Raw genomic sequence first — 26,106 nt, forward strand, 5'->3', positions numbered from 1 at the left:
CCTCACTTGAGCCGGCGGCGGTAGACGCTGTCGATCCACACCGCCAGCACCAGCACGACGCCGACGACGATGTTCTGCAGCGGCGTGTCGAGGCCGAGCAGCACCATGCCCGACTGCAGGCTCTGCATGACGAGGGCGCCGAGCAGCGCACCCGCGATGGTGCCGGCGCCGCCGGCGAGCGAGGTGCCGCCGATCACCGCCGCGGCGATGGTGTAGAGCTCGTCGAGCGTGCCCTGCGCATTGGTCGCCGAGGTGAGGCGCGCGGTGGAGATCGCGGCGGCGAGGGCGGCGAGCGCCCCCATCAGCGCGAAAATCATCAGCGTGACGCGGCGGGTGTTGATGCCGGCGAGTTCCGCGGCCTCGGGGTTGCCACCGATGGCGAAGACGTAGCGGCCGAACTTGGTGCGCGTCGCGAGGAAAGTCATCGAGATGCCGACGCCGACGGCGATCAGCACGGGCACGGCATAGCCGAAGGCGATGAAGAGGCCTTCCGGCGGCATCTCGAGGCCGTTCGCCTCGGCGAAGCGGCGGGCGAGCGGGCCGGGCAGATAGTAGGAATTCACGACCATCGTCGCGCCGATCACGGCGAGCGCTCCGGCGCCGGCGGTGGCGAATTCGGCCCAGACCGGCTTCAGCGGGAAATTGAACCGCTTGCGCTGGCGGCGGGCGTTCCACGTCGCGAACACGATGAGAACGCAGGCGACGATCGCGATGATCCAGCTCCAGCTCGCACCGACCGAACCGTCCGCACCACCGCCCATCAGGCGGAAGTTTGCGTCGACGACCGGGATGGTACGGCCGCTCGCGACCCACCACGCCGCACCGCGCCAGACCAGCAGGCCGCCGAGCGTGACGATGAAGGCCGGGACGCCCATGTAGGCAATTACATAGCCGTGCAGCGCGCCGATCGCAGCGCCGGCGGCGAGGCCGACCAGCAACGTGACGATCCAGACCCCGCCGGAGCCGGCGCCGAGCGCCGGAACGATGTAGTCGGCCTGGGCCACCGCCATGATCATGCCGGTGACGCCGAGGATCGAGCCGACCGAGAGATCGATGTTGCGGGTGACGATCACCAGCACCATGCCGGTCGCCATCACGGCGACCGAGGCGGTCTGCACGGACAGGTTCCAGAGATTGCGCGGCGTCAGGAAGTTGCCGCCCGAGAGGAAGTGGAACGCGATCCAGATGACGGCGAGGGCGCCGACCATGCCGAGAAAGCGGACGTCGACCTCGAGCGCGGAAATGAAGGATTGCGCCCGGGCCTTCGGCGGCGCACCGGACGAGGCACCCGGCGAAGCGGCTGCGTTGTCGCTCATGATTTGGCTCCCCACTGCGTCAGCCTTGATCGGCTGCTTCGCATTTCCGGCCTGGCGCCCCGCCACGTGCGACGGGATGTGCGTCAGGGCCTCCGCGCCATCATGCGGCACGAAGGACCGCGCGAAAAGCGACGATCACGACGGAACTCTGGAATTGATCGCCCGGCGCATCACGCGTGCGGTTCCGGCGAGGCGCGGAACCCGGCGCGCGGCCGGAACCCAAAAAAGCGGCCGCGGGAGAAGATCTCCCGCGGCGGCCGTGTGCGTCAAAGTCAGTCGCAGGCCGCGACGCTGCCGGCGGCGACGCCCTGGCAGACGACTTCCTTGGAAACCCAGCCGGCGTCGATGACGACGTTGAGGTTGTCCTTGGTGATCGCGAGCGGGGTGAGGAACGTCGAGTTCATCTCGGCGCCCTTCGGGCCGCCGGAGAACTTCGTCGTGCCATCGACCGCGTCGAGAGCGGTGCCACCGGCGAGGGCGACGGCGATCTCGGCGGCCTTCTTGCCGAGTTCGCGGCTGTCCTTCCAGACCGACACGGTCTGGGTGCCGAGAGCGACGCGGTTGAGCGCGGCGAAATCGGCATCCTGGCCGGAGACGGCGACCGAACCGGCGAGGCCCTGCGCGGAGAGCGCCGCGATGGCGCCGCCGGCGGTGCCGTCGTTCGAAGCGACGACGGCGACGACGTCGTTGTTCGCCGCGGTCAGGAACTGCTCGGTGTTCTTCTGGGCGTTGGCGGGCAGCCAGCCATCGCTGTAGGCCTCACCGACGTTCTTGATCGCGCCGCTGTCGAGGGCGTCCTTCAGGACTTCCATCTGGCCGGAGAACAGGAAGTCGGCGTTCGGGTCGGAGGCCGAGCCCTTGATGAAGATGTAGTTGCCCTCGGGGGCGACCTTGAACACTTCACGCGCCTGGATGCGGCCGACTTCCTTGTTGTCGAAGGTGATGTAGTAGGCCGACGGGATCTCGATCAGGCGGTCGTAGCCGACCACCGGGATACCCTCGTTCTGGGCCTGCTCCACCGCCGGGGCGATGGCTTCGGCATCCTGGGCGAGGATGATCAGGGCGTTGGCACCCTGGGCGATCAGGCTCTCGACGTCGGTCAGCTGCTTGGCGGCCGACGACTGGGCGTCCGCCGAGATGTAGGTCGCGCCGGCGGCTTCGAGCGCCGCCTTGATGGCCGCCTCGTCGGTCTTCCAGCGCTCTTCCTGGAAGTTGGACCAGCTGACGCCGACGACGAGGTCGGCCGCGTGGCTCGACGTGATTGCAGTGGCGGACAGCACGGCCGCCGTCAGCACGGACAGAATCCGGGACATGAAATTCCTCCCCAAGAAGGCCACGCTACAGGCAGCGCAGCTCGTTGCTTCGACCTCCGGCCGACCCTCCAGTCGCCCTACCGCAGGTCGCATACCTCAAGCCCCCAGCGATTAATTTGAAGGCCGAAAAAATTGTGGACCCGAATGATGGGCGGTGTCAATATCCTTTCAGGCGATCGCGGACACGAATTGAACAAACAGGGTGAAGCCGGCTCGCGAGTCTCCCGGATGCGTCCCTCACGCATCTTGCTGCACTGCGAAGCCCATGCTGCACTTGCACAATCCGCCCGGCGCCCAGCCGGGCGCCGGAAGGCTGCCCGGCGTGGCCCTGCCCGATCGACGCCGGGGAAAGAAAGCGAACGGACGACGGCCGCAGGCCGGCGATCCGCTCCGAAGGGGACGGAAACAATGACCGAACGCAACGCGCGGCGCGGCGGCCGACCGGGCGCGCCGGAGCGGGCCGATACCGACCAGGTCCGGCGCCAGAACCGCTCGCTCGTCCTCAGCACGGTGCGGCGGCGGGCCCCGATCGCCCGCGTCGATCTCGGCACCGCGACGCGGCTGTCGCCGGCGACGATCACCGCGATCACCGCCGACCTGATCAGCGAGGGCCTGATCAGCGCAGTGACGGTCGAGCACGCGCCGCGGGCGCCCGAGGCGGACGGCGAGCCCCCTGCCCCGAGCGTGCGCGGCCGCCCGCGCATCCTGCTGCAGCTCAACGCCGAGGTCGCCTACGTGCTGGCGGTGAAGGTCGCCTTCAACAAGATCGTCCTCGTCGTCGCCGACTACGAGGGCACGGTGATCGCCCGGCGCGAGGAGAGCCCGCCGACGCTGCGCGAGACGCGGGCGAGCTTTCCGCGCCTGCTGGTCGCGCTGATCCACGACTTCCTCGCCGCCGAGAAGGTGCCGCTCAGGCGCGTCGCCGAGATCGGCATCGCGGCGCAGGGTTTCGTCGACCAGAACACCGGCAGCGTGGTGTGGTCGCCGGCGTTCTCGGAGCGCGACATCGAACTGGTGCGCCCGGTGCGGCGGGCCTTCGGCATCCCGTGCTTCATCACCAACGACGCCAACATGATCGCGCAGGCGCTGCACTGGGCCGATCCGGTGGTCTACGGCGGCACCTTCGCGGTGATCTTCGTCGACTACGGCGTCGGCCTGGGGCTGTTCGTCGGCGACAAGCTGCACGCGGGCGCCGATGGTTCGGCCGCCGAGATCGGCCACATGAACCACATTCCCGGCGGGCCGCTGTGCCGCTGCGGGCGCCGCGGCTGCCTCGAGGCCTTCGTCGCCGACTATGCGATCTGGCGCGAGGCGAGCGCCATGAGCCCCGACACCGACCCGGCCGACGCGCGCCCGTCGGCCGCCGACCTGCTGGCGCTGGAGGCGGCGGCGAAGGCCGGCGACGCGCGCATCGCCGGCATCTACCACGACGCCGGCCGGGCGCTCGGCTACGGTATCGCGCGGCTGATGGCGCTGGTGAACCCCGGCCGCATCGTCTTCACCGGCGCCTCGACCCGCGCCTTCCCGCTGATCGAGGCGGCCATGCACGAGGGCATCGCCGACGCGCTGGTCGAGGACCTGCGCCGCAACACCATTTTCCAGACCCTGCCCTGGGACCAGGACATGATCATCACCGGCCTCATCGCCGACGCCCTCGCCCGCCTCGACAGCGAGGTCTTCGCCGCGACGGACATCACCCGGCGGACGGAGATCGAGCTGCCGCGGGAGGAGCGGGCGTAGGGAGCAGATCGGCTCGCTGCTTGGCGAGGATCCGGCGGCCGGATCGAGGCGGTCTGGTAGGACGGGTAAGACGAATACAGCGGGTCGGACGGAGAGGTCGGCTGGGACGAAAGCGGTCCCACCGTGCTCCTCCCCCTCCTTCGTCATTGCCGGGCTTGACCCGGCAACCCAATGTGGTTGCCGGTCGGATGAGCCAACTTGTTGTCCATGTTGTTTTTTCTCGACCGTGAGCATTGTGCGACAGGGGAGGCTAGTGGGTCGCCGGGTCAAGCCCGGCGATGACGGACGAGAGGTGGTGGAGACGTCGCCGGCTCGGCACGACCGCACCTTCAAGGCTCCGTCGTCTTCGTCCAAACCTCCGTCGTCTTCGTCGCCATCGACCCCGTCGTCTTCGTCCAAGCCCCCGTCGTCTTCGTCGCCATCGACTTCACCGTCATCGATCGCACCCGCAGGTCCTTCCCCTGACGGCCATTCCCAATCCATCTCCCCCTGCCCTCACACCGGCAGCACGCTCGTCGACAGGATCTCCTTCAGCACGAAGAACGTCCGGATCTGGCGGACGCCGGGGAGGTGGATGATTTCGTCGACGTGGAGCTTGTTGAAGCGCGGCAGGTCGCGGGTGCGGATCATCAGGACGTAGTCGAACTCGCCGGCGACGAGGTGGCACTCGATGCAGCCGCGGATGCGCTGCGCCGCCTCCTCGAAGGCGGCGAAGGTGGCGGGGGTCGAGCGGTCGAGCACCACGCCGACGATGACGAGGGTAGTGAGGTCGACCGCCTCGGGCGCGACATGCGCCACCACCCGGCTGATCACCCCTTGCGCCTTCAACCGCTCGATCCGGCGCATCACGGCGGTGGGGCTGAGATTGACCCGGGCCGACAGCTCGGCATGGGTCAGCGACGCGTCGGCCTGCAGCAGGCGCAACAGGTTGCGGTCGATGCGGTCGAGCGGAACGGGTTTTGCGAGATCGTCGTCGGACATCAGCAAAGGGGTCTCCGGGGAAAGGCGCGCATGAAAACTGCGCCGAGCTTCTCACAAGACCTGCTTCTTGGCGACAGGTTGCGCAAAAGGCGCACGAAACATGCTTCGATCGGCCCATCAACGCATTGGAAGACGGTGCGCGACGCGGGCATGATCCGTCGATCGGGGCCGCGCCGTCGGTCCTGCCCTCCCGCGCCAACGAGACCTTTCCCCATGAACCTTGCGAAGCATCCCCGCCACAAGCTCACCTTCGGCCCGACCCCGATCGAGAAGCTCGACAGGCTGTCGCAGCATCTCGGCGGCGCGGTCGAGATCTATGCCAAGCGCGAGGACTGCAACAGCGGCCTCGCCTTCGGCGGCAACAAGGTGCGCAAGCTCGAGTATCTGGTGCCGGAGGCGATCGCGCAGGGCTGCGACACGCTGGTGACCATCGGCGGCGTGCAGTCGAACCACACCCGCCAGGTGGCGGCGGTGGCGGCGAAGCTCGGCATGAAGTGCCGGCTGGTGCAGGAGAACTGGGTCAACTGGCACGATTCGGTCTACGACCGCGTCGGCAACATCCTGATGAGCCGCCTCATGGGCGCCAAGGTGGAGCTCGTCAACGAGGGCTTCGGCATCGGCTTCAAGGAAAGCTGGGAGAACGCGCTCGCCGAAGTGCGGGCGGGCGGCGGCAAGCCCTATGCGATCCCGGCCGGCGCGTCCGACCATCCGCTCGGCGGTCTCGGCTTCGTCGGCTTCGCCGAGGAAGTCCGCGCGCAGGAGAAGGAACTCGGCTTCACCTTCGACTACATCTTCGTCTGCTCGGTGACCGGCTCGACCCAGGCCGGCATGGTGGTGGGCTTTGCCGCCGACGGCCGCGCCCGCCGCGTCATCGGCATCGACGCCTCGGCAAAGCCCGAGGAAACCCACGCCCAGATCCTGCGCATCGCGCAGAAGACCGCCGACCTCGTCGAGCTCGGCCAGCCGATCACGGCCGACGACGTCGTGCTCGACACCCGCTACGCCTACCCCGAATACGGCCTGCCGTCGGCGGAGACCAACGAGGCGATCCGGCTCTGCGCCCGGCTCGAGGGCATGCTCACCGACCCGGTCTACGAGGGCAAGTCGATGCAGGGCATGATCGACATGATCGCCAAGCACGAGATCCCGGCCGGCTCCAGGGTGCTCTACGCCCACCTCGGCGGCGTGCCGGCGATCAACGGCTACGCCGGGATCTACGCCAACGGCTGACGCCGAAGCGGCCGCGGGCGCTGTCCGGACAAGCTGTCCGGTGATTGCGGCAGCGCGGGAGGTTGGCGCGGCCGGCGCCGCAGACTATAGGCATGCTGTTGCGAAGCCGCGGCCGATCGTCGGCCCCGGCGGACCGCGCGCCGGAGCGTGCCGTGCCCGAGGTTGACTGGTTCATGGGCGTCGCGGCCATCGTCGCGGCGCTGGCGGTGGGGATGTCGAAGGGCGGGCTGCCGATCGTCGGCATGCTGAGCGTGCCGATCCTCGCGCTCGCCATGTCGCCGGTGCGCGCCGCCGCGGTGCTGCTGCCGATCTACATCATCTCGGACGTCGTCGGCCTCTGGCTCTACCGGCGCGACTTCTCGCGCCGCAACCTCATGATCCTGATTCCGGCCGGCATCGCCGGGGTCGGGGTCGGCTGGGCCACCGCCACGGTGATCTCCGACCGGGCGGTGACGCTGCTGATCGGCTTCGTCGCGCTCGCTTTTTGTATCGATCTGTGGCGCAAGCGGAAGCGCACCATCCCGCCGAAGCCGGCCGACGTGCCGCGCGGGCTGTTCTGGGGCACGCTGACGGGCTTCACCAGCTTCGTCTCGCACGCCGGCGCGCCGCCCTACCAGATGTTCATGCTGCCGCAGAAGCTGCCGAAGCTCGTCTTCGCCGGCACCTCGACGATCCTGTTCGCCGTGATCAATCTGGCGAAACTGGTGCCCTATTGGGCGCTCGGGCAGATGTCGCCGCAGAACCTGCAGTTCTTCTGGCTGCTGGTGCCGGCCGCCATCCTCGGCACCTATGCCGGACGCAGCCTCGTCAACCGCATCCCGCAGGACCTGTTCTACCGGTTCGTCCAGGGCGCGCTGTTCCTGATCTCGCTGAAGCTGATCTTCGACGGCATCCGCGGCTGAGCGGTGCCAGGCTGCCGGCGCAGATCACTTCTGCGGCATGGCGACACCATGCCGCGGCGCAGCATCGCTCGCGAAGCTGTGATACACTCGGCTACACTTTTGAGCCTGTCCAAACGACCGTTTTGGCCGATATTGCCGTTCATCCCCGTGCGTATTGTGCACCGCCGTCGGAGAACGCTGTTCATGGCCGTCTGGAAACAAGCCTGCCTCGTCCTCGTCGTCCTGGTCGTCGCCGCCGTGGCGTGGATCCGGTTCGATCCGGCCGCTGCCGGCGTCGCCCGCGGCATCGGCGTACCGGCCGCCGTGGTCGCGCTGGTCGCAGCGTCGGAGGGCGACGCCCCGGCCGGCGGTCGTCCCGGGGCGGGCGGACGCGGCGGACCGGCGGGCCCGATCCCGGTCGTGACCGCCGCAGCGGTCGATTCCGTCACCAACGACCGCGTCTCGGCGATCGGCACCGCCGAGGCGCTGCGCACCGTGCGGCTGTTCTCCCGCGTCACCGGCATGGTGACCGACGTCACCTTCCGCGCCGGCGAGACGGTTGAGGCCGGTGCGCTGCTCGTCGCGCTCGACGACGATGCCGAGGTGATCGCCCGCGAACGCGCCGACGTCACCCTCGCCGACGCGCGGGCCAAGGTCGAGCGCTACGACCGTCTCGCCGAATCGCGCTCGCTGTCGACCGTGGAGCGCGATGTCGCCCGCTCGGAGCTCGCCGCCGCCGAGCTCGCGCTCCGCGAGGCGCAGCTCGCGCTCAGCTACCGCGAGATCAAGGCGCCGTTCCGCGGCGTCGTCGGCCTCTCCGGCATCGAGGTCGGCGACATGATCAACGCCTCGACCGAGATCACCACGCTCGACGACCGCTCGCGCCTCAAGGTGCAGTTCCGGATCCCCGAGAAATACGCCGCGCTGGTGGCGCTCGGCCAGGAGGCGACCGCCACCACGCCGTCGCGGCCGGGCGAGACGTTCTCCGGCGCGCTGACCGCCGTCGGCAGCCGCATCGAGGCCGACAGCCGGACCCTCGTGCTCGAGGCCGAGATCGAGAACACCGCCGACCAGCTGCGCCCGGGCATGTCGTTCCTCGTCTCGCTGCGCTTCCCGGGCGATGCCTATCCGGCCGTGCCGGCACTCGCCGTGCAGTGGGACCGCGAGGGCTCCTACGTCTGGCGCGTCAGCGACAACAAGGTGGAGCGCGTCGGCGTAAGGATCGTCGAGCGGACCCCGGACACGGCGCTCATCGAGGGGCCGATCGCGGCCGGCGACGTCGTGGTGCAGGAGGGCGTGCAGCGGCTGCGGCCGGGCGTCGAGGTCGCGGCCGGCGGAGCGCCTGCCGCGCCCGACGCCGCCGCCCCCGCCGTTCCCCGCAGCTGACGGGGGCGCACACCATGAGCGAACCCAAGGTCAGCGGCGCCGCCGCCTTCACCGCCCTCTTCGTGCGCCGGCCGGTGTTCGCCCTGGTGGTGAATGCCCTCGTCATCGTCGCCGGCCTCGCCGCCTTCAACGGCATCGAGGTCCGCGAACTCCCCGACGTCGACCGCCCGGTCGTCACCGTCACGACGAACTACGACGGCGCCGCCCCGGAGACGATCGATTCCGAGATCACCGAGACGATCGAGAGCGCGGTCTCGCGCGTCGCCGGCGTCTCCTCGATCTCGTCGCAGTCGCAGTCCGGCCGCTCGCGCGTCACCGTCGAGTTCAACGACAACATCGACCTCAACGTCGCCGCCAACGACCTGCGCGACGCCGTGAGCCGGGTGCGCAACAGCCTGCCCGACGACGCCGACGACCCGCAGGTAGTGAAGTCGGACGCCGACAGCGAACCGATCATGCGCGTCTCGGTGATCGGCAACGACATGTCGATCGAGGACCTGACAACGCTGGTCGACGGGCGCATCACCGACCGGCTCGCCGCGGTCGAGGGCGTCGCCGACGTCCAGGTGTTCGGCGACCGCGAGGCGATCTTCCGCATCGACGTCGACCAGAGCGCGCTCGCCGCGCGCGGCCTGACGCTCGCCGACCTCGTCTCGGCGATGTCGAGCGTCACCTTCGACGCCCCCGTCGGCTCGCTGCAGAACGCCTCGCAGAATCTCGTCGTCCGCGCCGACGCCCGCGTCGTCACCGCCGAGAGCATGGAAAACCTGATCGTCGACGGCACGACGCGGGTGCGCGACATCGCCACCGTGTCGCGCGGGCCGGACCTCCGGACCTCGCAACTCCGCGTCAACGGCCAGACCGGCGTCGGCGTCGGCATCATCCGCGCCGCGCAGTCGAACACGATCGAGATCTCGCAGGCGGTGCGGGCGGCGGTGGAGGAACTGCGGCCGACGCTGCCCGAGGGCGTCGACATCCGCGTCACCAGCGACGAGGCGACCTTCATCAACGGCGCGCTGCACGAGGTGGAGATCGCGCTCGGCCTCGGCGGCCTGATCGTCATCGTGGTGATCTATCTCTTCCTCGCCGACATCCGCGCGACGCTGATCCCGGCGGTGACGATCCCGGTGTCGCTGATCGGCACCCTCGCCGCGATGTATCTCGCCGGCTTCTCGATCAACATCATCACGCTGCTGGCGCTGGTGCTCGCGACCGGAATCGTCGTCGACGACGCCATCGTCGTGCTCGAGAACATCGTCCGCCAGCGCGCGCTGGGCCTGAAGACCCGCGCCGCCGCAGTGATCGGCACCCAGGAGGTGTTCTTCGCGGTGCTGGCGACCACCGCGACGCTCGCCGCCGTGTTCGTGCCGATCTCGTTCCTGCCCGGTACGGCCGGCGGCCTCTTCCGCGAGTTCGGCTTCGTGCTGGCGATTTCGGTCGCGATCTCCTCGATCACCGCGCTGACGCTGGCACCGATGCTGGCCGCCTATCTGCTGCCCGACCTCATCGACGGGCACGAGAAGCGCAATGTCGTCGGCCGGGTGCTCGACAGCATCGGCGCGGTGCTGGCACGGCTCTATCGGACGATCCTGGCCGCCTGTCTCGCGGCGCCGCTCGTCGTGCTCGCCGTCTGCGGCCTGTTCGGCTTTGCCGCCTACCTCGCCTTCGTCAACCTGCCGCAGGAGCTGACGCCGGCCGAAGATCGCGGCGTGGTGCTGATGTCGGTGAACGCGCCGCAGGGCGTCTCGATCGACTACACCGCGCGGCAGATGGATACGATCAACGGCATTCTCGCGCCCTACCGCGAGAGCGGCGAGGCGCGGGCGGTGTTCTCGATCGCCGGCCGCGGCAACGCCAACAGCGGCTTCGTCGTGGTGACACTCGCGGACTGGAGCGAGCGTGAGCGCTCGCAGGCGGAGATCGCCGGCGAGATCAGCCGTCAGGTTGCCAACATCCCCGGCGTGCGTGCTTTTGCTCGCCAGTCGAACAGCCTCGGCATCCGCGGCGGCGGCCAGGGCCTGCGCTTTGCCGTGCTCGGGCCGGACTACGAGACTCTGGTGCCGCTCGCCGAGGAGATGATCGAGAAGATGGAGGCGCGGCCGGAGTTCCGCGGCGTGCGCCTCGACTACGAGCCGACGCAGCCGCAGCTCTCGATCGAGATCGACCGCGAGCGGGCCCAGGACCTCGGCGTCCCCTTCTCCGATCTCCAGATTGCGCTGCAATCCGTGCTCGACGGCCGCGAGATCGCCGAGGTGTCGGTGGGCGGCGAGGCGGTGCCGATCAAGCTGCTGGCCGCGTCCAACCCGGTGAACGACCCGCGCGACCTGGAAAACCTGTTCGTGCGCACCAGCGACGGCCGCATGGTGCCGATGTCGGCGGTGGTCAGCCTGCGCGAGGAGGCGGTGGCGCCGTCGCTGCAGCGCGAGGAGCAGTCGCGCGCGGTGCCGGTGACGAGTGAGCTCGGCAACGGGGTCGCGCTCGGCGAGGCGCTGGCGGTTGCCCGCGAACTCGCGGCCGAAACGCTGCCCGACGGCTACCGCATCATCCCGCTCGGTGAGGCGGCGACGCTGGAGGAGACCTCCGGCGGGCTGCTGCTCACCTTCGGCTTTGCGATTGTCGTGATCCTCCTGGTGCTCGCCGCGCAGTTCGAGAGCTTCATCAGCGCGCTGATCATCATCTCGACGGTGCCGTTCGGGCTCGCCGCGGCGGTGTTCGCGCTGGTGCTCACCGGCGGATCGCTGAACCTCTACAGCCAGATCGGCCTCGTCATGCTGGTCGGCATCATGGCGAAGAACGGCATCCTGATCGTCGAGTTCGCCAACCAGCTGCGCGACGAGGGCCGCGGCATCCGCGAGGCGATCGTCGAAGCCTGCCAGGTGCGCCTGCGTCCGGTGATGATGACGATGATCGCCACCATCGTCGGCGCGGTGCCGCTGGTGCTCGCCTTCGGCGCCGGCGCCGAGGCGCGCGTCGCGCTCGGCTGGGTGCTGGTCGGCGGGCTCGGCATCGCCACGGTGTTCACGCTGTTCCTGACGCCCGTGGTGTTCCTGCTGCTCGCCCCCCTGACCAAGCCGCGCGTTGCCGCCGAGCAGCGGCTGACGTCGGAGCTCGCGGCCGCCACCCTGCTGCAGGAGCGTCGCCGCGACGAGCGCGACGCGGAAGACGCCCGCACCGCACCAGCGGAGTAATCCCCGGAGGGCATCCGTCCGGCTATTTCGCCGGGCGGATCATCGCGGTGCGCGCGATCGGCGGGGCCGATCGCCGCATCGTGGCCCGGCGGCTTCCTTGCCGCCGCGGTCTGGTCTATCGAGGGCGCATGCCGGCCGCCGTACCCCCAGCTGACCCCGCGACCCGCGCCTCCCGCCTGGCGACCTTGCTCTCGGTCGCCGCGGCGCTGGTCTGGATCCCCCAGGCCTTCCTGCTCGCCGTGGCGCTCGGCCGGGCGCTGGATGCCGAAACGACGGATCCGGTCGCCGCCATGCTGTGGCCGGTCGCGGGCTTCCTCGCCCTCGCGCTGCTGCGCGCCGGGCTCGACGCCGCCGCGCATCTCGCCGCGACCGGCACCGCGATCGACGCCAAGGTCGCCTTGCGCCGCCGGATCGCCGCCACGGTGGCGCGCTGGTCGCCGGCCGACAGCCTGCGCCCGCCCGCCGGCGAGATCGCCAATCTCGCCGCCGACCAGATCGAGGCGATCGAGCCCTATATCGTGCGCTACGCCCCGGCGCGGACCCGCATGATGGTGGTGCCGCTGGCGATCCTCGCCGTCACCTTCACCATCTCCTGGGCGGCCGGGCTGCTGCTGTTGCTCGCAGGTCCCATCATCCCGGTGTTCATGTCGCTGATCGGCGCCGCGGCGCGCGAGCGCAGCGAGCGGCAGCTCGGCGAGATCGGCGGGCTCACGGGCGTGCTGCTCGACCGGCTGAGCGGGCTGGAGACGCTGCGCCTGTTCGGCGCGGTGGAGGCGAGCGCCCGGGCGATCGCCGACGCCGGCGAGCGGATCCGCTCGCGCACGATGTCGGTGCTCGCCCTCGCCTTTCTCTCCTCCGCGGTGCTGGAGATCTTCGCCGCGATCGGCGTCGGCCTGATCGCGGTCTGGGTCGGCTTCTCGCTGATCGGCTGGATCGACTTCGGCACCACCCTCTGGCCGCTCACCGCGACCTCGGGCCTGTTCGTGCTGCTGCTCGCCCCGGAATACTTCCAGCCGCTGCGCGACTTCGCCGCCGCCTACCACGACAAGGCGTCGGCCGACGCCGCACGGGCGCGGGTGGCGGACCTCGTCGACGCGCCGCGCCTTTCGATCCTCGGCAGTGTCGAGGGGACGGCTGGCCGACCCGCCCGCGCTGCACCGCCGGCCGTGACGGTGACGGCGCTTGCCGTGCGCGGCGCCACCGACCGCGCGGAGATGCTGGCGTCGTTCGATCTCGACGTCGCCGCCGGCGAATGCATCGCCGTGCTCGGCCCGAGCGGCACCGGAAAATCGACGCTCCTCGCCGCCATCGCCGGCCTCGCCCCGGCCGCCGGCGGCGAGATCCGCATCGACGGCGAGGCGATGACCGCCGACATCGCCCAGCGGCTGCGGCGGCGCATGGCGTGGGTCGGCCAGGACAGCGCGCTGTTCCAGGGCAGCCTCGCCGCCAACCTCCGCTTTGCGGCCGCACCTGACGTCGCGGCTGCCGCGATCGACGACGCGCTGGCGCTCGCCGCCTGCGGCTTCGTCGGCCGCTTGCCGAACGGCCTCGCCACCCGGATCGGCGCCGACGGCAGCGGCCTCTCGGGCGGCGAGGCGCGGCGGATCGCGCTCGCCCGCGCCGCGCTTGGCGATGCCGACCTGTTGCTCGCCGACGAGCCGACCGCCCACCTCGACGCCGAGACGGCGGCGCTGGTGCGCGAGGGGCTGCTGCGGCTCGCCCGCGGCCGCACGGTGATCATCGCGACGCACGACCGGACGCTCGCCGCCCTCGCCGACCGCGTCGTCGAGATCGGCGCGCCGGGCGAGCCGCCGCTCGCCGCCCGCAGCGCGCTGGAGGAGCCGGCATGAGGGCGATCCTCGTCATCCTGCGCTTCTTCCTGCGCCGCGCCGCCGGCCGGCTGGCGCTCGGCACCTTGCTGCTGGTCGCGACGCTCGCCGCCGGCGCCGGGCTGTTCGCGGTGTCGGGCTGGCTGATCGCCGGCTCGGCGCTCGCCGGCCTCGGGCTGATCGTGTTCGACACCTTCCGGCCGAGCGCCGGCATCCGCTTCTTCGCCGTCGGACGGACCGTGGCGCGCTATGCCGAGCGGCTCGCCAGCCATGACGCGACGCTGCGCGTGCTCGCCGCGCTGCGCGTTGCGGTGTTCCGCGGCCTCGCCGCAAGCCCCGGGCCGGCGCAGCCCGGCGGGCGGATGCTCGGGCGGCTGTCGGGCGACGTCGATGCACTCGACGGCCTGACGATCCGCCTCGCGGCGCCGGCCGTCGCGACGCTGGTCGCCGGCGCCGCCGGGCTGGTGCTGCTCGGCGCCGTCTCGGTGCCGCTGGCGCTCGCCGTGTTCGTGCCGGCGCTCCTCGGCGGGCTGCTGGTGCCCGTGGTGCTCGGCCTGCGCGCGACGCGCGATGCGCGGCGGAAACTCGCGGCGCTCGATGCGGTGCGGCTGCGCCTCGCCGACCTCGACCGCGGCCGCACGGACCTCGCCCTCGCCGGGCGGCTCGGCGAGAAGGTCGCCGCGGTCGGCGATGCCGCGACGCGCGCCGCCGTCGCCGAGCGCCGCCTCGCCCGGCGCGAGGCCGTGATCCGCGCCGCGGGGCTGCTCGGCGGCCAGGGGGCGATCGCCGCAGCGGCCCTCGTCGGCGCCGGGCTGCTTGCGGCCGGGGCGATCTCCGGGCCGCTGTTCGTCGCCGTGGTGATCGGCGCCTTCGCCGCGATCGAGCTGGTCGGCCCCTTGCGCGCGGGCGCGCTCGACCTCGGGCGCACCGCGGTCGCGGCGCGGCGGCTGGCGCCGCTGGTCGAGGTGGGCGAACGGGCCGCCGGCACGGTCACCCCAGCGCCTGCGGCCGGCACCGCGGCAGCGTCGCTGCATTTCGAAAACGTGGATTTCCGCTGGGCGGACGACCGGCCGGCAATTCTGGAGAACTTCAGCGGCGTAGTTCCGGCCGGCCGGCGGATCGCCCTCGTCGGTCCGAGCGGCGTCGGCAAGTCCACGCTGCTCGCCCTCGCCGCCGGCCTCGCGCGGCCGGATGCCGGCCGGGTCAGCCTCGGCGGCGCCGGCATCGCCGCGCCCGGCCGCAGCGAATCGGGCGCCGCGATCGGGCTGCTCACCCAGTCGACGCGGCTGTTCCGCGGCACCATCGCCGACAATCTGCGCCTCGCCGCCCCGGAGGCAGCCGACGACGACCTCCTCGCCGCCTGCCGCACCGCCGGCTTCGCGCCGGTGCTGGAGCGCCTGCCGGCGGGCCTTGCAACCGGGCTCGGCGACGGCGGCAGCGGACTGTCCGGCGGCGAACGTCGCAGGCTGGCGCTGGCGCGGCTGATTCTCGCGCGGCCCGCGCTGTGGCTGGTCGACGAGCCGACCGAGGGGCTCGACGCGGTGGCGGCCGCGGCGGTGCTCGCCGGCCTCGACGCGGCGATCGGGTCTGCCACCGCCCTGATCGTCACGCACCGGCCGGAAGACGCGGCGATCGCCGATGAAATCTGGACGCTCGGCACGGACGGCCGGGTCGCCGGCGTTCGCCCGGGCGGCAGGGAACTTGCCGGCGCCGGGCGACGTTGACCTGCGCCGACGCTTGCGATCCTCTCATCGAGGGCGCCCTGCCCGCCGCCGGCCCAATGAAGGTTCCAGTGCATGTTCGATCTGTTCAACCCGTTCTCACGGCTCGCCGCCAGTTCGGCCGCCCTCGCGGTCGAAGCGAACAGCGTGATCGGCCTCCGGCTGTTCGCGATGGCCACCGGCGCAGGATCCGACCGGGAAAACCGGCGCATGGTGTCGGAAAAGACGGCCGCCTTCGTCGAGGCGCAGATGGAAGTCGCGACCAGCCTGATGCTCGGCCAGGGGCATCTCGCGCCCGCCCGCGTCGTCAAGCTCTACCGCCGCAAGGTGCGCGCCAACCGTCGCCGGCTCAACCCCGGCTGACGCCCTCCCCGACCCGACGACCTCAGCGCAGCAGCAGCGGTACGATCAGCGCGGTCACCACCGCGTTCAGCCCCATCGCGATTCCGGCGAAGAGGCCGGCGACGGGATCGACCGTGAAGGCGCGCGCCGTGCCGATGCCGTGCGAGGCGAGGCCGACCGCAAAGCCGCGGGCGGTGTAGTCGCGGATGCCCATCGCGTTCATCAGCGGCGTCACGATGACGGCGCCGATGACCCCGGTCGAGATCACCAGCACGGCGGTGAGGGCCGGGTCGCCGCCGAAGCTCGACGTGATCGCCATCGCGACGCCGGCGGTGACGGATTTCGGCGCGATCGCGGTGACGACGCCCTCCGGCAAGCCGAACAGCACGGCGAGCCCCACCGCCGAACCGACGGCGACCACCGATCCGACGCCCAGCGCGGCCAGCATCGGCAACAGGTTCTCCCGCACGATCGGCCAGTGCCGCACCAGCGGCACCGCGAGCGCGACCGTCGCCGGGCCGAGCAGGAAGTGGATGAACTGCGCCCCGGCGAAATAGGTGGCGTAGGGCGTGCCGGTCGCCACCAGCAGGGCGGCGACGAGCAGGATGCTGATCAGCACCGGGTTCGCCAGCGGATTTCGCCCGACCGCCTGCACGATGGCATCGACCAGCAGCCACACCGCCAGCGTCAGCGTCAGCCAGAGCAGCGGCGACGCGGAGAGATAGACCCAGAGATCGAAGCGTTCAGCCATCCCGGCCCCCGCTGCGGCGCGCGAGCAGCCGCTTGACGCCGACGAATGTCCAGACCGTCGCGACCAGCGTCACCACCGTGGAGAGCACCAGCACGGCGAGCAGCGCGACGCCGTGCTCCAGCAGCAGGCCGTACTGCTGCATGATGCCGACGCCGGCGGGGACGAACAGCACGCCGAGCACGCCGAGCAGCGTCACCGCCGCCTTGCCGACGTCGGTCGCCTCGACGCCGGCAAGGCCGAACACGCCCTGGCGGGCGGCGAGCATCAGCGCGGCGGCAAGGCCGAGCAGGCCCAGCACCGGGCCGGGCACGGCGAGGCCGAGGCCGCGGGCGAGCACCTCCCCGAGGAGCTGGAAGCCGAGCAGGATGGTCAATCCGCGGATCATGGGCGGTTCTGGTGGGAGCTGAGGGAAGGCGGCCTGCGACAATCGGAAGCACATTGGCTGGCACGATTTTGCAGTGCACGCAAGTTTCGCGACCCGGCAGTTTGCGCGCTGCCACAACCGGTTGCGCCGCGTGATCCGGCTCAGGATCCCGGCGGTTCTGCGGATTGCCCGGAGTGGCATATCCAATTTGCCATACCAAAAATCCGATTCTGCATTAGACGCGCATGGATTCAACGCCTACTGCTGTCTGCATCGCCTGAACGTCGTGGAGGACGACGGGCGTGACGAGGTGAGTTCGCCGGGAGAGACGACCACCGATACGTGCGGCATGTCCGGTCAAAACCGCAGCCGCAGACGCGCAGAAATGCAAGGGGAGGATTATCGATGTCGACCAGGAAGCTCCTGCTCGGAGCCGTGTTTTCGTGCGCCCTCTCGTTCGCCGGCGCTGCCGCCGCGGCGGATATGACCATCGGCTTCTCACAGATCGGTTCCGAATCGGGCTGGCGCGCTGCCGAGACGTCCGTTTCGAAGATCGAAGCGGAGAAGCGCGGCATCGATCTCAAGATCGCCGACGCCCAGCAGAAGCAGGAAAACCAGATCAAGGCGATCCGCTCGTTCATCGCCCAGGGCGTCGACGCGATCTTCGTCGCTCCGGTGGTCGCCACCGGCTGGGACGACGTGCTCGGGGAAGCCAAGGACGCCGAGATCCCGGTCGTGCTGCTCGACCGCACCATCGACACCAAGGACGACAGCCTCTACCTGACCGCCGTGACCTCGGACACGGTGCACGAGGGCGCCGTCGCCGGTGAATGGCTCGCCAAGGAAGTCGCCGGCAAGGATTGCAACGTCGTCGAACTGCAGGGCACCGTCGGCTCGTCGCCGGCGATCAACCGCAAGAAGGGCTTCGACGAGGCGATCGCCAGCCACTCGAACATCAAGCTGATCCGCTCCCAGACCGGCGACTTTACCCGCACCAAGGGCAAGGAAGTCATGGAGAGCTTCATCAAGGCCGAAGGCGGCGGCAAGAACATCTGCGCCGTCTACGCCCACAACGACGACATGCAGATCGGCGCCATCCAGGCGATCAAGGAAGCCGGCCTGAAGCCGGGGACCGACATCCTGATGGTCTCGATCGACGCCGTGCCGGACATCTTCAAGGCGATGGCCGACGGCGAGGCGAACGCCACCGTCGAGCTGACGCCGAACATGGCCGGCCCCGCCTTCGACGCCGTCGCGGCGTTCAAGGCCGACGGCACCGTGCCGCCGAAGTGGATCCAGACCGAGAGCAAGCTCTACCTGCCCGATACCGCGCAGGCCGAGTACGAGGCCCGCAAGGACCTCGGCTACTGAGCAAAGACCCGAACGCGGCCGGTTCGTGCCCTTGGCGCGGACCGGCCGTGATGCGGCGCGAGACCCGGTGCCGGCGTCAAGCCGGTGCTGCCCCCGCCGATGGCCGCCCGCCGTCTCTCCCCGGTGCGGCGGCCGTCGGCCCTCGGTCCGGCGAGGTGTCGCCTTGACCGCGCGGGGGCCCTCGCCCAGGATCTGACGTTGCCCAGGATCTGACGATGACGGACGATCGATCGACGGCGCATGCCGCGACTTCCGGCGCCCCTGCCGGTCCCGGCGACCACCGGTCTGGCGCCGATGACGCCCCGCTCCTCGAGATCCGGGGTCTTTCCAAGAGTTTTCCGGGCGTTCGCGCGCTCGATGGCGTCGACTTCCGCCTCCATGCCGGCGAGGTCCACGCGCTGCTCGGCGAAAACGGCGCCGGGAAATCCACCCTGATCAAGGTGCTGACCGGCGTCCACGCCCGCGACGGCGGCGAGATCCGCCTCGGTGGCGTGCCGATCGATGCGGCCGATACCGCCGACGCGCAGCGCCTCGGCATCGGCACGGTCTACCAGGAGGTCAACCTCCTGCCGAACCTCTCGGTCGCCGACAACCTCTACCTCGGCCGCGAGCCGACCCGCTTCGGCCTCCGCTCGGCGCGCCGCACCGCCGCGATGGCGCGGGAGCTGCTTGCCGGCTACGGCCTTTCCATCGACGTCACCGCCAACCTTGGCGACTATTCCGTCGCCGTGCAGCAGATCGTCGCCATCGCGCGCGCCGTCGACCTTTCCGGCAAGGTGCTGGTGCTCGACGAGCCGACGGCGAGCCTCGACGCCGGCGAAGTGCAGACGCTGTTCGGCATCGTGCGCCGGCTGACGGCGCGCGGCATCGGCGTCGTCTTCGTCACCCATTTCCTCGACCAGGTCTTCGCGCTCTGCGACCGCGCCACCGTGCTGCGCAACGGCCGCCTCGTCGGCGAGCGGCGCATCGCCGAGCTCGGCCGGCTCGAGCTCGTCACCATGATGCTCGGGCGCGAGCTGGAGGCGGCGCAGCTGCACCGCCGCCGCGGCGAAGGGCCGAAGGGCGAGGCGTTCCTCGCCTTCGAGGGCTTCGGCCGCCACGCCTACGTCAACCCGTTCGACCTCGAGATCCGCCCCAGCGAAGTCACCGGCGTCGCCGGGCTGCTCGGGTCGGGGCGCACCGAGACGGCGAAGCTCTTGTTCGGCATCAAGGAAGCCGACGCCGGCAGCGCCACGGCCGACGGCGCGCCGCTGCGCCTCGCCAGCCCGCGCGCCGCGGTCGCCGCGGGCTTCGCGTTCTGTCCCGAGGACCGCAAGACCGAGGGCATCGTCGGCGACCTCAGCGTGCGCGAGAACATCATGCTGGCGCTGCAGGCCCGGCGCGGCTGGCTGAATCCCTTGTCGCGCGGCGAGAGCAAAGCGCTCGCCGACCGCTTCATCAAGGCGCTCGACATCCGCACGCCCGACGCCGAGAAGCCGATCCGGCTGCTGTCGGGCGGCAACCAGCAGAAGGCGCTGCTCGCGCGGTGGCTGGCGACCGAGCCGCGCTTCCTGATCCTCGACGAGCCGACGCGCGGCATCGACGTCGGCGCCCACGCCGAGATCATCCGCCTGATCGAGCGCCTGTGCGACGAGGGCCTCGCCCTCCTCGTCATCTCGTCTGAAATCGACGAGATCGTCGCCTATTCCGACCGCGTGCTGGTGCTGCGCGACCGCGCGCATGTCGGCATGATCGAGGGCGCCGACGTCACCGTCGACCGCATCGTCGGGGCGATCGCCGCCGAAGGGCCGGCCACGGCCGCCGGAGTGCCAGCATGAGTTTTGCCCGTTCGTTCCGCCTGTCGGGCACCGGCGCGCCGCAACTCGCGACGCTCGCCGTGATCCTCTTCGCCAACTGGCTGGTGTTTCCCGAGTTCTTCGACCTGCGCATGCAGGACGGCCGCCTGTTCGGCAGCCTGATCGACGTGCTCAACCGCGGCGCGCCGGTGGCGATCCTAGCCATCGGCATGACGCTGGTGATCGCCACCAAGGGCGTCGACCTCTCGGTCGGCGCGATCATGGCGATCTGCGGCGCGGTTGCCGCCACGATGGCCTCCGACGGCTACTCGCTGCCGGTGATCCTGATCGCGGCGCTCGCCGTCGGCCTCGTCTGCGGGCTGTGGAACGGCCTGCTCGTCGCGGTGCTCGACATCCAGCCGATCATCGCGACGCTGATCCTGATGGTGACGGGGCGCGGCATCGCGCAGCTCATCACCGAGGGGCAGATCGTCACCTTCACGCACCAGGGGCTGATCGCCATCGCCGGCTCATCGTTCCTCGGCCTGCCGATGCCGGTGGTGATCGCCGTGGTGCTCGGCGTCGCGGCCGCGGCGCTGGTGCGGCTCACCGCGCTCGGCCTCTTGGTCGAGAGCATCGGCGTCAACCGCACCGCCTCGACCTATGCCGGCGTCGACAGCCGCAGCGTGCTGATCACCGCCTATGTGGTGTCGGGGCTCTGCGCCGCCGTCGCCGGCATCATCGCCGCCTCCGACATTCGCGGCGCGGATGCCAACAACGCCGGCCTCTGGCTGGAGCTCGACGCCATCCTCGCCGTCGTCGTCGGCGGTACCTCGCTGTTCGGCGGGCGCTTCTCGATCCTGTTGTCGCTGGTCGGCGCGATGGTGATCCAGGCGATGAACACCGGCATCCTATTGTCGGGCTATCCGCCGGAACTCAACCTCATCGTCAAGGCGGTGGTCATCGTCGTGATCCTCGTGGTGCAGTCGCCGGTCGCCGGCCGCCTCACCACCTTCTTCCGCCGCCGCTGAGGAGCGTCCGAGATGACCGCCCGCAACCTGCCGCTCATCGCCACGCTCGTCGTCTTCATCGTCGCCTATGCGCTCTGCGCGATGCAGTTTCCGGCGATGCTGTCGCTGCGGGTGGTCGCGAACCTGCTCACCGACAACGCCTATCTCGGCGTCGCCGCGGTCGGCATGACCTTCGTGATCATCTCGGGCGGCATCGATCTCTCGGTCGGCTCGGTGATCGCCTTCACCGGCGTGTTCCTCGCCGTGGTGATCCGCGCCGGGATCGACCCGATCACCGCCTTCGTGCTGGTGCTCATCATCACCACGCTGTTCGGCGCGGTGATGGGGGCGATGATCCACTATCTCGAGACGCCGCCGTTCATCGTCACCCTCGCCGGCATGTTCTTCGCCCGCGGCGCCTGCTTCCTGCTGACGACGGATTCGATCCCGATCGACCATCCGACCTGGGATTTCATCACCAGCCTCAACTACCGCCTGCCCGGCGGCGGACGGCTGACGCTGGTCGCGATGATCATGCTGGTGGTGTTCCTCGCCGGCATTCTCGTCGCGCATTTCACGCGCTTCGGCACCTATGTCTACGGCATGGGCGGCAACCGGCAGTCGGCGGAGCTGATGGGCGTGCCGGTGGCGCGGACCACGGTGGCGATCTATGCGCTGTCGAGCGGTCTTGCCGGTGTCGCCGGCATCGTGTTCGCGCTCTACACCTCGGCCGGCTATTCGCTGGCGGCGACGGGCGTCGAGCTCGACACCATCGCCGCGGTGGTGATCGGCGGCACGCTGCTGACGGGGGGCGTCGGCACCATCGCCGGCACCTTCGTCGGCGTGCTGATCCAGGGCCTGATCCAGACCTACATCATCTTCGACGGCACGCTGTCGAGCTGGTGGACGAAGATCGTCATCGGCGGTCTGCTGTTCGCCTTCATCCTCTTGCAGCGCGGCCTCGTCCACGTCGCGGCGCGGCGCCGGGCCGCCGCACGGATGGCGGCGGCCTGACGGTCCCGTCGAGAGCCAGGCAGCCGCGCCCTCAGCGCGTCTGCGGGTAGCCGCGGCCGAGGGCGGCGAGCCGCAAGAGCCCGGCACCGGCCGCCTCGCCGATGCCGCCGCGGCGGCCGTCGTCGATGGCGCGGCGGCCCTCGATCAGCCCGGCGACGTCGGTACGGGTGAGGCCGACCTCCTCGAGTTGCGCGTCGGTGAGCGCCGCCAGCCGGATACCCGTGCGGCGGCTGCGGCTGCGGCGGTCGAATTCCGCGAGGAACGCGTCGAAAATGCCGGTCATCTGAAATACCTCTGGTCTTCTGAAACACCGGATCGTCTAGTCGGCGGCGGTTTCGCGCCGATTTCCCGCCCGGCGGAAAACTGTTTCAGCCGTTTCAATGCCGATGGCACGATCACGGCTTGCTGATTGGCGCGGCGGCGCCGGTTCCGCCTATCGTTACGGTCTGGGGGAGTGCTCGAAACGGCCCCGACGGACCGGCGTGTTTGGCCGGTGAGGACAGGGCCCGACCGACTGACCGGAGACGATCGATGACGAAATTTGCCACGACCGCCACCGTTGCGCTGTTCGCGCTCGGACTGTCCGCCGGCTTCGCCTCGGCGGAGTGCATGGGAAAAATGACGATGGCGTCGACCGCCACGCAGCAGCCCGCCCCGGCGCCGCTGCCCGTCGACGTCGCGACGCTCGAGACCGGTTCCGTCTCGACCGCGCGCTGATCCGTTTCACGCGCCTTTGCGCCGCTGCCGCGCCCCGCGCGGCGGCGGCGTGACTTCTTCCGGCCGCGCCCCCCCGCGCGCCGATGGTTGCCCTCGCCCGCCGACTCACCGCATGAGCCGGATGTTGCCCGCCGCGCCCACGCGGCGCCGGCGTGAAGCGGGGACGAGAGCGAGATGGCCGTCACGATCTACGGCATTCCCAACTGCGACACGATGAAGAAGGCGCGGGCCTGGCTCGCCGCGCACGGCATCGCGCACGATTTCCACGACTATAAACGCGCGGGCATCGACGCCGAGCGGCTGGCTTCGTGGAGCGCGGTGGTCGGGTGGGAGACGCTGCTCAACCGGGCCGGCACCACCTTCCGCAAGCTCGGCGAGGCCGACAAGGCTGGCATCGGTCAGGCGAAGGCCATTGCACTCATGCTGGCGCAGCCGTCGCTGATCAAGCGGCCGGTGCTCGACGTGGATGGGCGCCTCGAAGTCGGCTTCAAGCCGGAGCGCTACGCCGAGCTGTTCGGCTGACGATCGCCGTCAGCCGATCGCCTTCAGCACCGCCTGGGTGCGGTTGCTGACGCCGAGCTTCTCGAAAATCTTCTTCACGTGCGACTTCACCGTATTGAGGTTGATCTCCAGCCTCCGCCCGATCTCGGCGTTCGAACAGCCCTGTCGCATCAGCGCCAGCACCTCGGTCTCGCGTGCGGTGAGGTCGTCGGATGCCGACCGGCGCGGCCGGGCCGGTGCGGGCGCCGCGCTGTCCTGCGGCGGCGCGGCGATGTCCGCCATGGTGCGCGCCGCCCCGACGGCGGCGGCTGCCGCCGTATCGGCCGATGCGCCGGCCGGGTCCATGCCCTGCCGGCGCAGCAGGGCCTCGATCACCACGGCGCTCGCCGCCCTGCCCTCGCGCCGGGCGGCGGCGGCCTTTTCGCCGAGCGGGGCGAAGGCGCCGGGATCGCCGCGGAGCTGACGGCTGCGCGCCTCCACCGCGGCATGGCGCTCCCAGATCCGCCAGATCGACGCCGGGAACCGGGCGTGGGCCTCCGGCAGCAAGGGGCCAAGCCGGTCCAGTTCGCGCTGGCCATCGGCGTGGCGACCCTGGCGGAAGGCGCGGTCGGCGCGCTCGATGGCGAGTTCGAACTCCAGCCGGAAATCCTCGGCCTCGTAGGCCATGCGGCTGACGCGCACGAGAAGCGCCTCCGCCTCGGCGCCGCGCCCGGTGGCGTCATAGAGCCGGGCGAGGCCGATGGTCGGGACCAGCGCGCGCTCGGCCATGCCGAAGACATCGGTCGCGGCGGGCGCCGGCAGGGCGCGCTGCCATAGCCGCTCGGCTTCGTCGAGGTCGCCGCGCTCGTAGGCGATGGCGCCGAGCAGCGCCGAGGGCAGCGCCACCATGTAGGACTGCGGCGAGAAATGCCGGCCGCCGATCGCCAGCGCGTCGGCGAGCACCGGTTCCGCCTCGCCGGGCAGGCCGCGGGCGAGGTAGCACATCGCCGCGATGCAGCGCGAATGGATGCCGCCCCAGTGGCAGGCGATGGCGTCGTAGACGCCGTTCGCCTTCCAGGTCAGCCGCTCGGCGGTCTCGAGGTCGCCTTCGAGATAGGCGATGTAGGAGTGGATCGAATCGAGGTCGACCTGGCCGAAGGCGAGCTTGTCGAGCTCCGCGCCGCCGATCGCGTCGATGTGGCGCCGCCCGGCGGTGAGGTTGCCGCCATAGGCGCCGATCAGCGCGCGCATCAGATGCAGCCGGCCCGGCAGGTGTAGCCCGGTTTCCGCGGCGATCGCTCGGCAGGCGCCGTCGGCGCGGGCGTAGGCTTCCTCGATCGCGACCAGCGTCTGCTCGGCCTGGTGGAAGCGCTGGTTGTTGATGTAGCGCCAGACCAGCAGGAACATCAGCAGCGGCCGCGCCTCGCGCGCCTCGCGCGGCAGCTGCTGCATCCAGCGGTAGTACATGTCGAAGCGGCCATGGCTGAGATAATCGTAGACGCAGTGGCGCTCGATCAGCTCGGCGGCCCAGTTCGGCCGGCGCGCGAGGAAGGCGTGGCGCACCGCCTCGACCGGGCTCTCGGCATGAAGGAACCAGCCGGCGGCGCGCAGGTGCAGCGCCTCCAGCCGCTCGCGCCCGCCCGAGACGAGCCGATTGTGCAGGAACTCCTGGAAGAGGTGGTGGTAGCGGTACCAGCGCTGCTGGCCGGGCAGCGCGACGATGAAGAGCTGCACCTTCTCGAACTCGGCGAGGATCTCGGCCGAATCCGTCCGCCCCGTCACCGCGTCGCAGAGGTCGCCGCCGAGCGATTCGAGGATGCAGGTCTCGGTGAGGAAGCCGATGACGTGCTCCGGCAGGCCGGAGATCACCTCTTCGAGGAAATAGTCGGCGAAGGCGCGATGGCTGCCCGACGGCGCCCCGGCCATGAAGGCCTCGCCGCCCTCGCGGGCGAACACCAGCGAGGCGAGCCGCAGGCCGGCGGCCCAGCCCTCGGTGTGCTGCTGCATGGCGCGGCCGAGGTCGGCGGAGAGCTCGACACCGCGCGCGGCGCGGAAGAAGTCCTGCGTCTCGTCGGGGCTGAACTGCAGCTCGTTCATGGTGAGCTCCAGCATCTCGCCATGCGCCCGGTAGCGGCCGAGGGCGAGCGCCGGGCGCTGGCGGCTGGCGATCACGATGCCGACCTGCGGAAAGTCGGCGCCGAGCAGCGCCTCCAGCGTCGCGCCGCCGTCACGGCCGTCGGCGAGGTGATAGTCGTCGACGAAGAGGATCAGCGGCCGGTCGGCGCTCGCCGCCTCGATCAGGTCGAGGAGTTGCGGCAGCGCCTCCTCGCGGTGCGCCGGCAGGCCGTTGGCCTCGCCGCGGCCGGCGGCGGCGGCGATCACCAGCGCGAGATAGTCGGCTAGGCCGAGCGGGTCCTTCTCGTCGTCGTTGACGGAGTACCAGGCGGTGAGGCAGCCGGCCGCCCGCGCCGCCGCGTGCCATTGCGACAACAGCGTCGTCTTGCCCGCGCCGGCGGGCGCCTGCACCAGCGTCAGGCGATAGCGCGTCAGCAGGCCGGCGATGCCGGTGAGCCGTGGGCGATCCACGACGTCGACCGGAATCCGCGGCGGCATCACGCGCCGGTTGAAGAAGGGCGAACGGGGTGACCGCGTCTCGGGGATCATGGCCGGACTCATATCACCCTTTCGGGTGAGGCG

21 protein-coding genes are annotated in these 26,106 nt (G+C 70.6%); 14 read left to right on the top strand and 7 right to left on the bottom strand.

Annotation, left to right across the window (positions count from 1 at the left end; genetic code table 11):
- Positions 1-2 precede the first annotated feature (2 nt).
- On the bottom strand, positions 3-1,316 hold the full coding sequence (locus tag I5731_RS10800; protein WP_197311396.1) for a sugar ABC transporter permease: 1,314 nt from the start codon (positions 1,314-1,316) through the stop codon (positions 3-5).
- A 272-nt stretch (positions 1,317-1,588) separates the two neighbouring features.
- Positions 1,589-2,629 carry a D-xylose ABC transporter substrate-binding protein gene (xylF, locus tag I5731_RS10805; protein WP_197311397.1) on the bottom strand — a complete coding sequence of 347 codons (1,041 nt, stop codon included), beginning with the start codon at positions 2,627-2,629 and terminating at the stop codon, positions 1,589-1,591.
- 408 nt (positions 2,630-3,037) lie between these two features.
- Here xylF and I5731_RS10810 point away from each other — a divergent pair, with 408 nt between their 5' ends.
- Positions 3,038-4,369: an ROK family protein gene (locus I5731_RS10810; protein WP_197311398.1), complete on the top strand. Its 1,332-nt coding sequence runs from the start codon at positions 3,038-3,040 to the stop codon at positions 4,367-4,369.
- Positions 4,370-4,864: 495 nt separating this feature from the next.
- On the opposite strand, the gene I5731_RS10815 is transcribed toward I5731_RS10810, so the two are convergent.
- Positions 4,865-5,350 carry an Lrp/AsnC family transcriptional regulator gene (locus tag I5731_RS10815; protein ID WP_197311399.1) on the bottom strand — a complete coding sequence of 162 codons (486 nt, stop codon included), beginning with the start codon at positions 5,348-5,350 and terminating at the stop codon, positions 4,865-4,867.
- A gap of 213 nt (positions 5,351-5,563) precedes the next feature.
- On the opposite strand from I5731_RS10815, the gene I5731_RS10820 reads away from it, so the two are divergent.
- From I5731_RS10820 to I5731_RS10850, 7 genes are all read left to right on the top strand, one after another.
- Complete coding sequence (locus I5731_RS10820) at positions 5,564-6,580, top strand: 1-aminocyclopropane-1-carboxylate deaminase (protein ID WP_197311400.1); 1,017 nt, start codon at positions 5,564-5,566, stop codon at positions 6,578-6,580.
- A gap of 173 nt (positions 6,581-6,753) precedes the next feature.
- Entirely contained in the window at positions 6,754-7,482 is a 729-nt protein-coding gene (locus I5731_RS10825; protein WP_235981748.1) for a sulfite exporter TauE/SafE family protein, read from the top strand.
- 183 nt (positions 7,483-7,665) lie between these two features.
- Positions 7,666-8,847, top strand: coding sequence for an efflux RND transporter periplasmic adaptor subunit (locus I5731_RS10830; RefSeq protein ID WP_197311402.1), 1,182 nt, complete (start codon positions 7,666-7,668; stop codon positions 8,845-8,847).
- 14 nt (positions 8,848-8,861) lie between these two features.
- The gene (locus I5731_RS10835) at positions 8,862-12,035 is read left to right on the top strand and encodes an efflux RND transporter permease subunit (RefSeq protein WP_197311403.1); all 3,174 of its coding nucleotides are present in this window, start codon (positions 8,862-8,864) and stop codon (positions 12,033-12,035) included.
- A 128-nt stretch (positions 12,036-12,163) separates the two neighbouring features.
- Positions 12,164-13,885, top strand: coding sequence for a thiol reductant ABC exporter subunit CydD (cydD, locus tag I5731_RS10840; protein ID WP_197311404.1), 1,722 nt, complete (start codon positions 12,164-12,166; stop codon positions 13,883-13,885).
- The gene (cydC, locus tag I5731_RS10845) at positions 13,882-15,588 is read left to right on the top strand and encodes a thiol reductant ABC exporter subunit CydC (RefSeq protein WP_197311405.1); all 1,707 of its coding nucleotides are present in this window, start codon (positions 13,882-13,884) and stop codon (positions 15,586-15,588) included. Before cydD ends, cydC begins: the two co-directional genes overlap by 4 nt.
- A gap of 72 nt (positions 15,589-15,660) precedes the next feature.
- Positions 15,661-15,948: a hypothetical protein gene (locus I5731_RS10850; RefSeq protein WP_197311406.1), complete on the top strand. Its 288-nt coding sequence runs from the start codon at positions 15,661-15,663 to the stop codon at positions 15,946-15,948.
- Positions 15,949-15,970: 22 nt separating this feature from the next.
- Here I5731_RS10850 and I5731_RS10855 read toward each other — a convergent pair whose 3' ends face one another.
- Both I5731_RS10855 and I5731_RS10860 read right to left on the bottom strand, forming a co-directional pair.
- On the bottom strand, positions 15,971-16,678 hold the full coding sequence (locus I5731_RS10855) for an LrgB family protein (protein WP_197311407.1): 708 nt from the start codon (positions 16,676-16,678) through the stop codon (positions 15,971-15,973).
- The gene (locus I5731_RS10860; RefSeq protein ID WP_197311408.1) at positions 16,671-17,063 is read right to left on the bottom strand and encodes a CidA/LrgA family protein; all 393 of its coding nucleotides are present in this window, start codon (positions 17,061-17,063) and stop codon (positions 16,671-16,673) included. The genes I5731_RS10855 and I5731_RS10860 overlap by 8 nt, the downstream gene beginning before the upstream one ends.
- 384 nt (positions 17,064-17,447) lie before the next feature.
- Between I5731_RS10860 and ytfQ the strand changes: the two genes are divergently transcribed.
- The 4 genes from ytfQ (at position 17,448) to yjfF (ending at position 22,212) form a co-directional block, all read left to right on the top strand.
- Positions 17,448-18,413: a galactofuranose ABC transporter, galactofuranose-binding protein YtfQ gene (gene ytfQ / locus I5731_RS10865; protein WP_197311409.1), complete on the top strand. Its 966-nt coding sequence runs from the start codon at positions 17,448-17,450 to the stop codon at positions 18,411-18,413.
- 215 nt (positions 18,414-18,628) lie between these two features.
- Complete coding sequence (gene ytfR / locus I5731_RS10870; RefSeq protein WP_197311410.1) at positions 18,629-20,230, top strand: galactofuranose ABC transporter, ATP-binding protein YtfR; 1,602 nt, start codon at positions 18,629-18,631, stop codon at positions 20,228-20,230.
- Positions 20,227-21,219, top strand: coding sequence for an ABC transporter permease (locus I5731_RS10875; protein ID WP_197311411.1), 993 nt, complete (start codon positions 20,227-20,229; stop codon positions 21,217-21,219). The genes ytfR and I5731_RS10875 overlap by 4 nt, the downstream gene beginning before the upstream one ends.
- 12 nt (positions 21,220-21,231) lie before the next feature.
- Positions 21,232-22,212: a galactofuranose ABC transporter, permease protein YjfF gene (gene yjfF, locus I5731_RS10880; RefSeq protein ID WP_197311412.1), complete on the top strand. Its 981-nt coding sequence runs from the start codon at positions 21,232-21,234 to the stop codon at positions 22,210-22,212.
- 31 nt (positions 22,213-22,243) lie between these two features.
- On the opposite strand, the gene I5731_RS10885 is transcribed toward yjfF, so the two are convergent.
- Positions 22,244-22,495, bottom strand: a complete 252-nt coding sequence (locus I5731_RS10885; RefSeq protein ID WP_197311413.1) for a DUF1127 domain-containing protein — start codon at positions 22,493-22,495, stop codon at positions 22,244-22,246.
- A gap of 248 nt (positions 22,496-22,743) precedes the next feature.
- On the opposite strand from I5731_RS10885, the gene I5731_RS10890 reads away from it, so the two are divergent.
- Both I5731_RS10890 and I5731_RS10895 read left to right on the top strand, forming a co-directional pair.
- Positions 22,744-22,929 (top strand): hypothetical protein, encoded by a 186-nt coding sequence (locus I5731_RS10890; RefSeq protein WP_197311414.1) that lies wholly within the window; start codon positions 22,744-22,746, stop codon positions 22,927-22,929.
- Positions 22,930-23,103: 174 nt separating this feature from the next.
- Positions 23,104-23,451: an ArsC family reductase gene (locus I5731_RS10895; protein ID WP_197311415.1), complete on the top strand. Its 348-nt coding sequence runs from the start codon at positions 23,104-23,106 to the stop codon at positions 23,449-23,451.
- A 9-nt stretch (positions 23,452-23,460) separates the two neighbouring features.
- Here I5731_RS10895 and I5731_RS10900 read toward each other — a convergent pair whose 3' ends face one another.
- Positions 23,461-26,073 carry a LuxR C-terminal-related transcriptional regulator gene (locus I5731_RS10900; protein ID WP_197311416.1) on the bottom strand — a complete coding sequence of 871 codons (2,613 nt, stop codon included), beginning with the start codon at positions 26,071-26,073 and terminating at the stop codon, positions 23,461-23,463.
- Positions 26,074-26,106 lie beyond the last annotated feature (33 nt).

This window comes from Methylobrevis albus, assembly GCF_015904235.1.
Taxonomy (GTDB): domain Bacteria; phylum Pseudomonadota; class Alphaproteobacteria; order Rhizobiales; family Pleomorphomonadaceae; genus Methylobrevis_A; species Methylobrevis_A albus.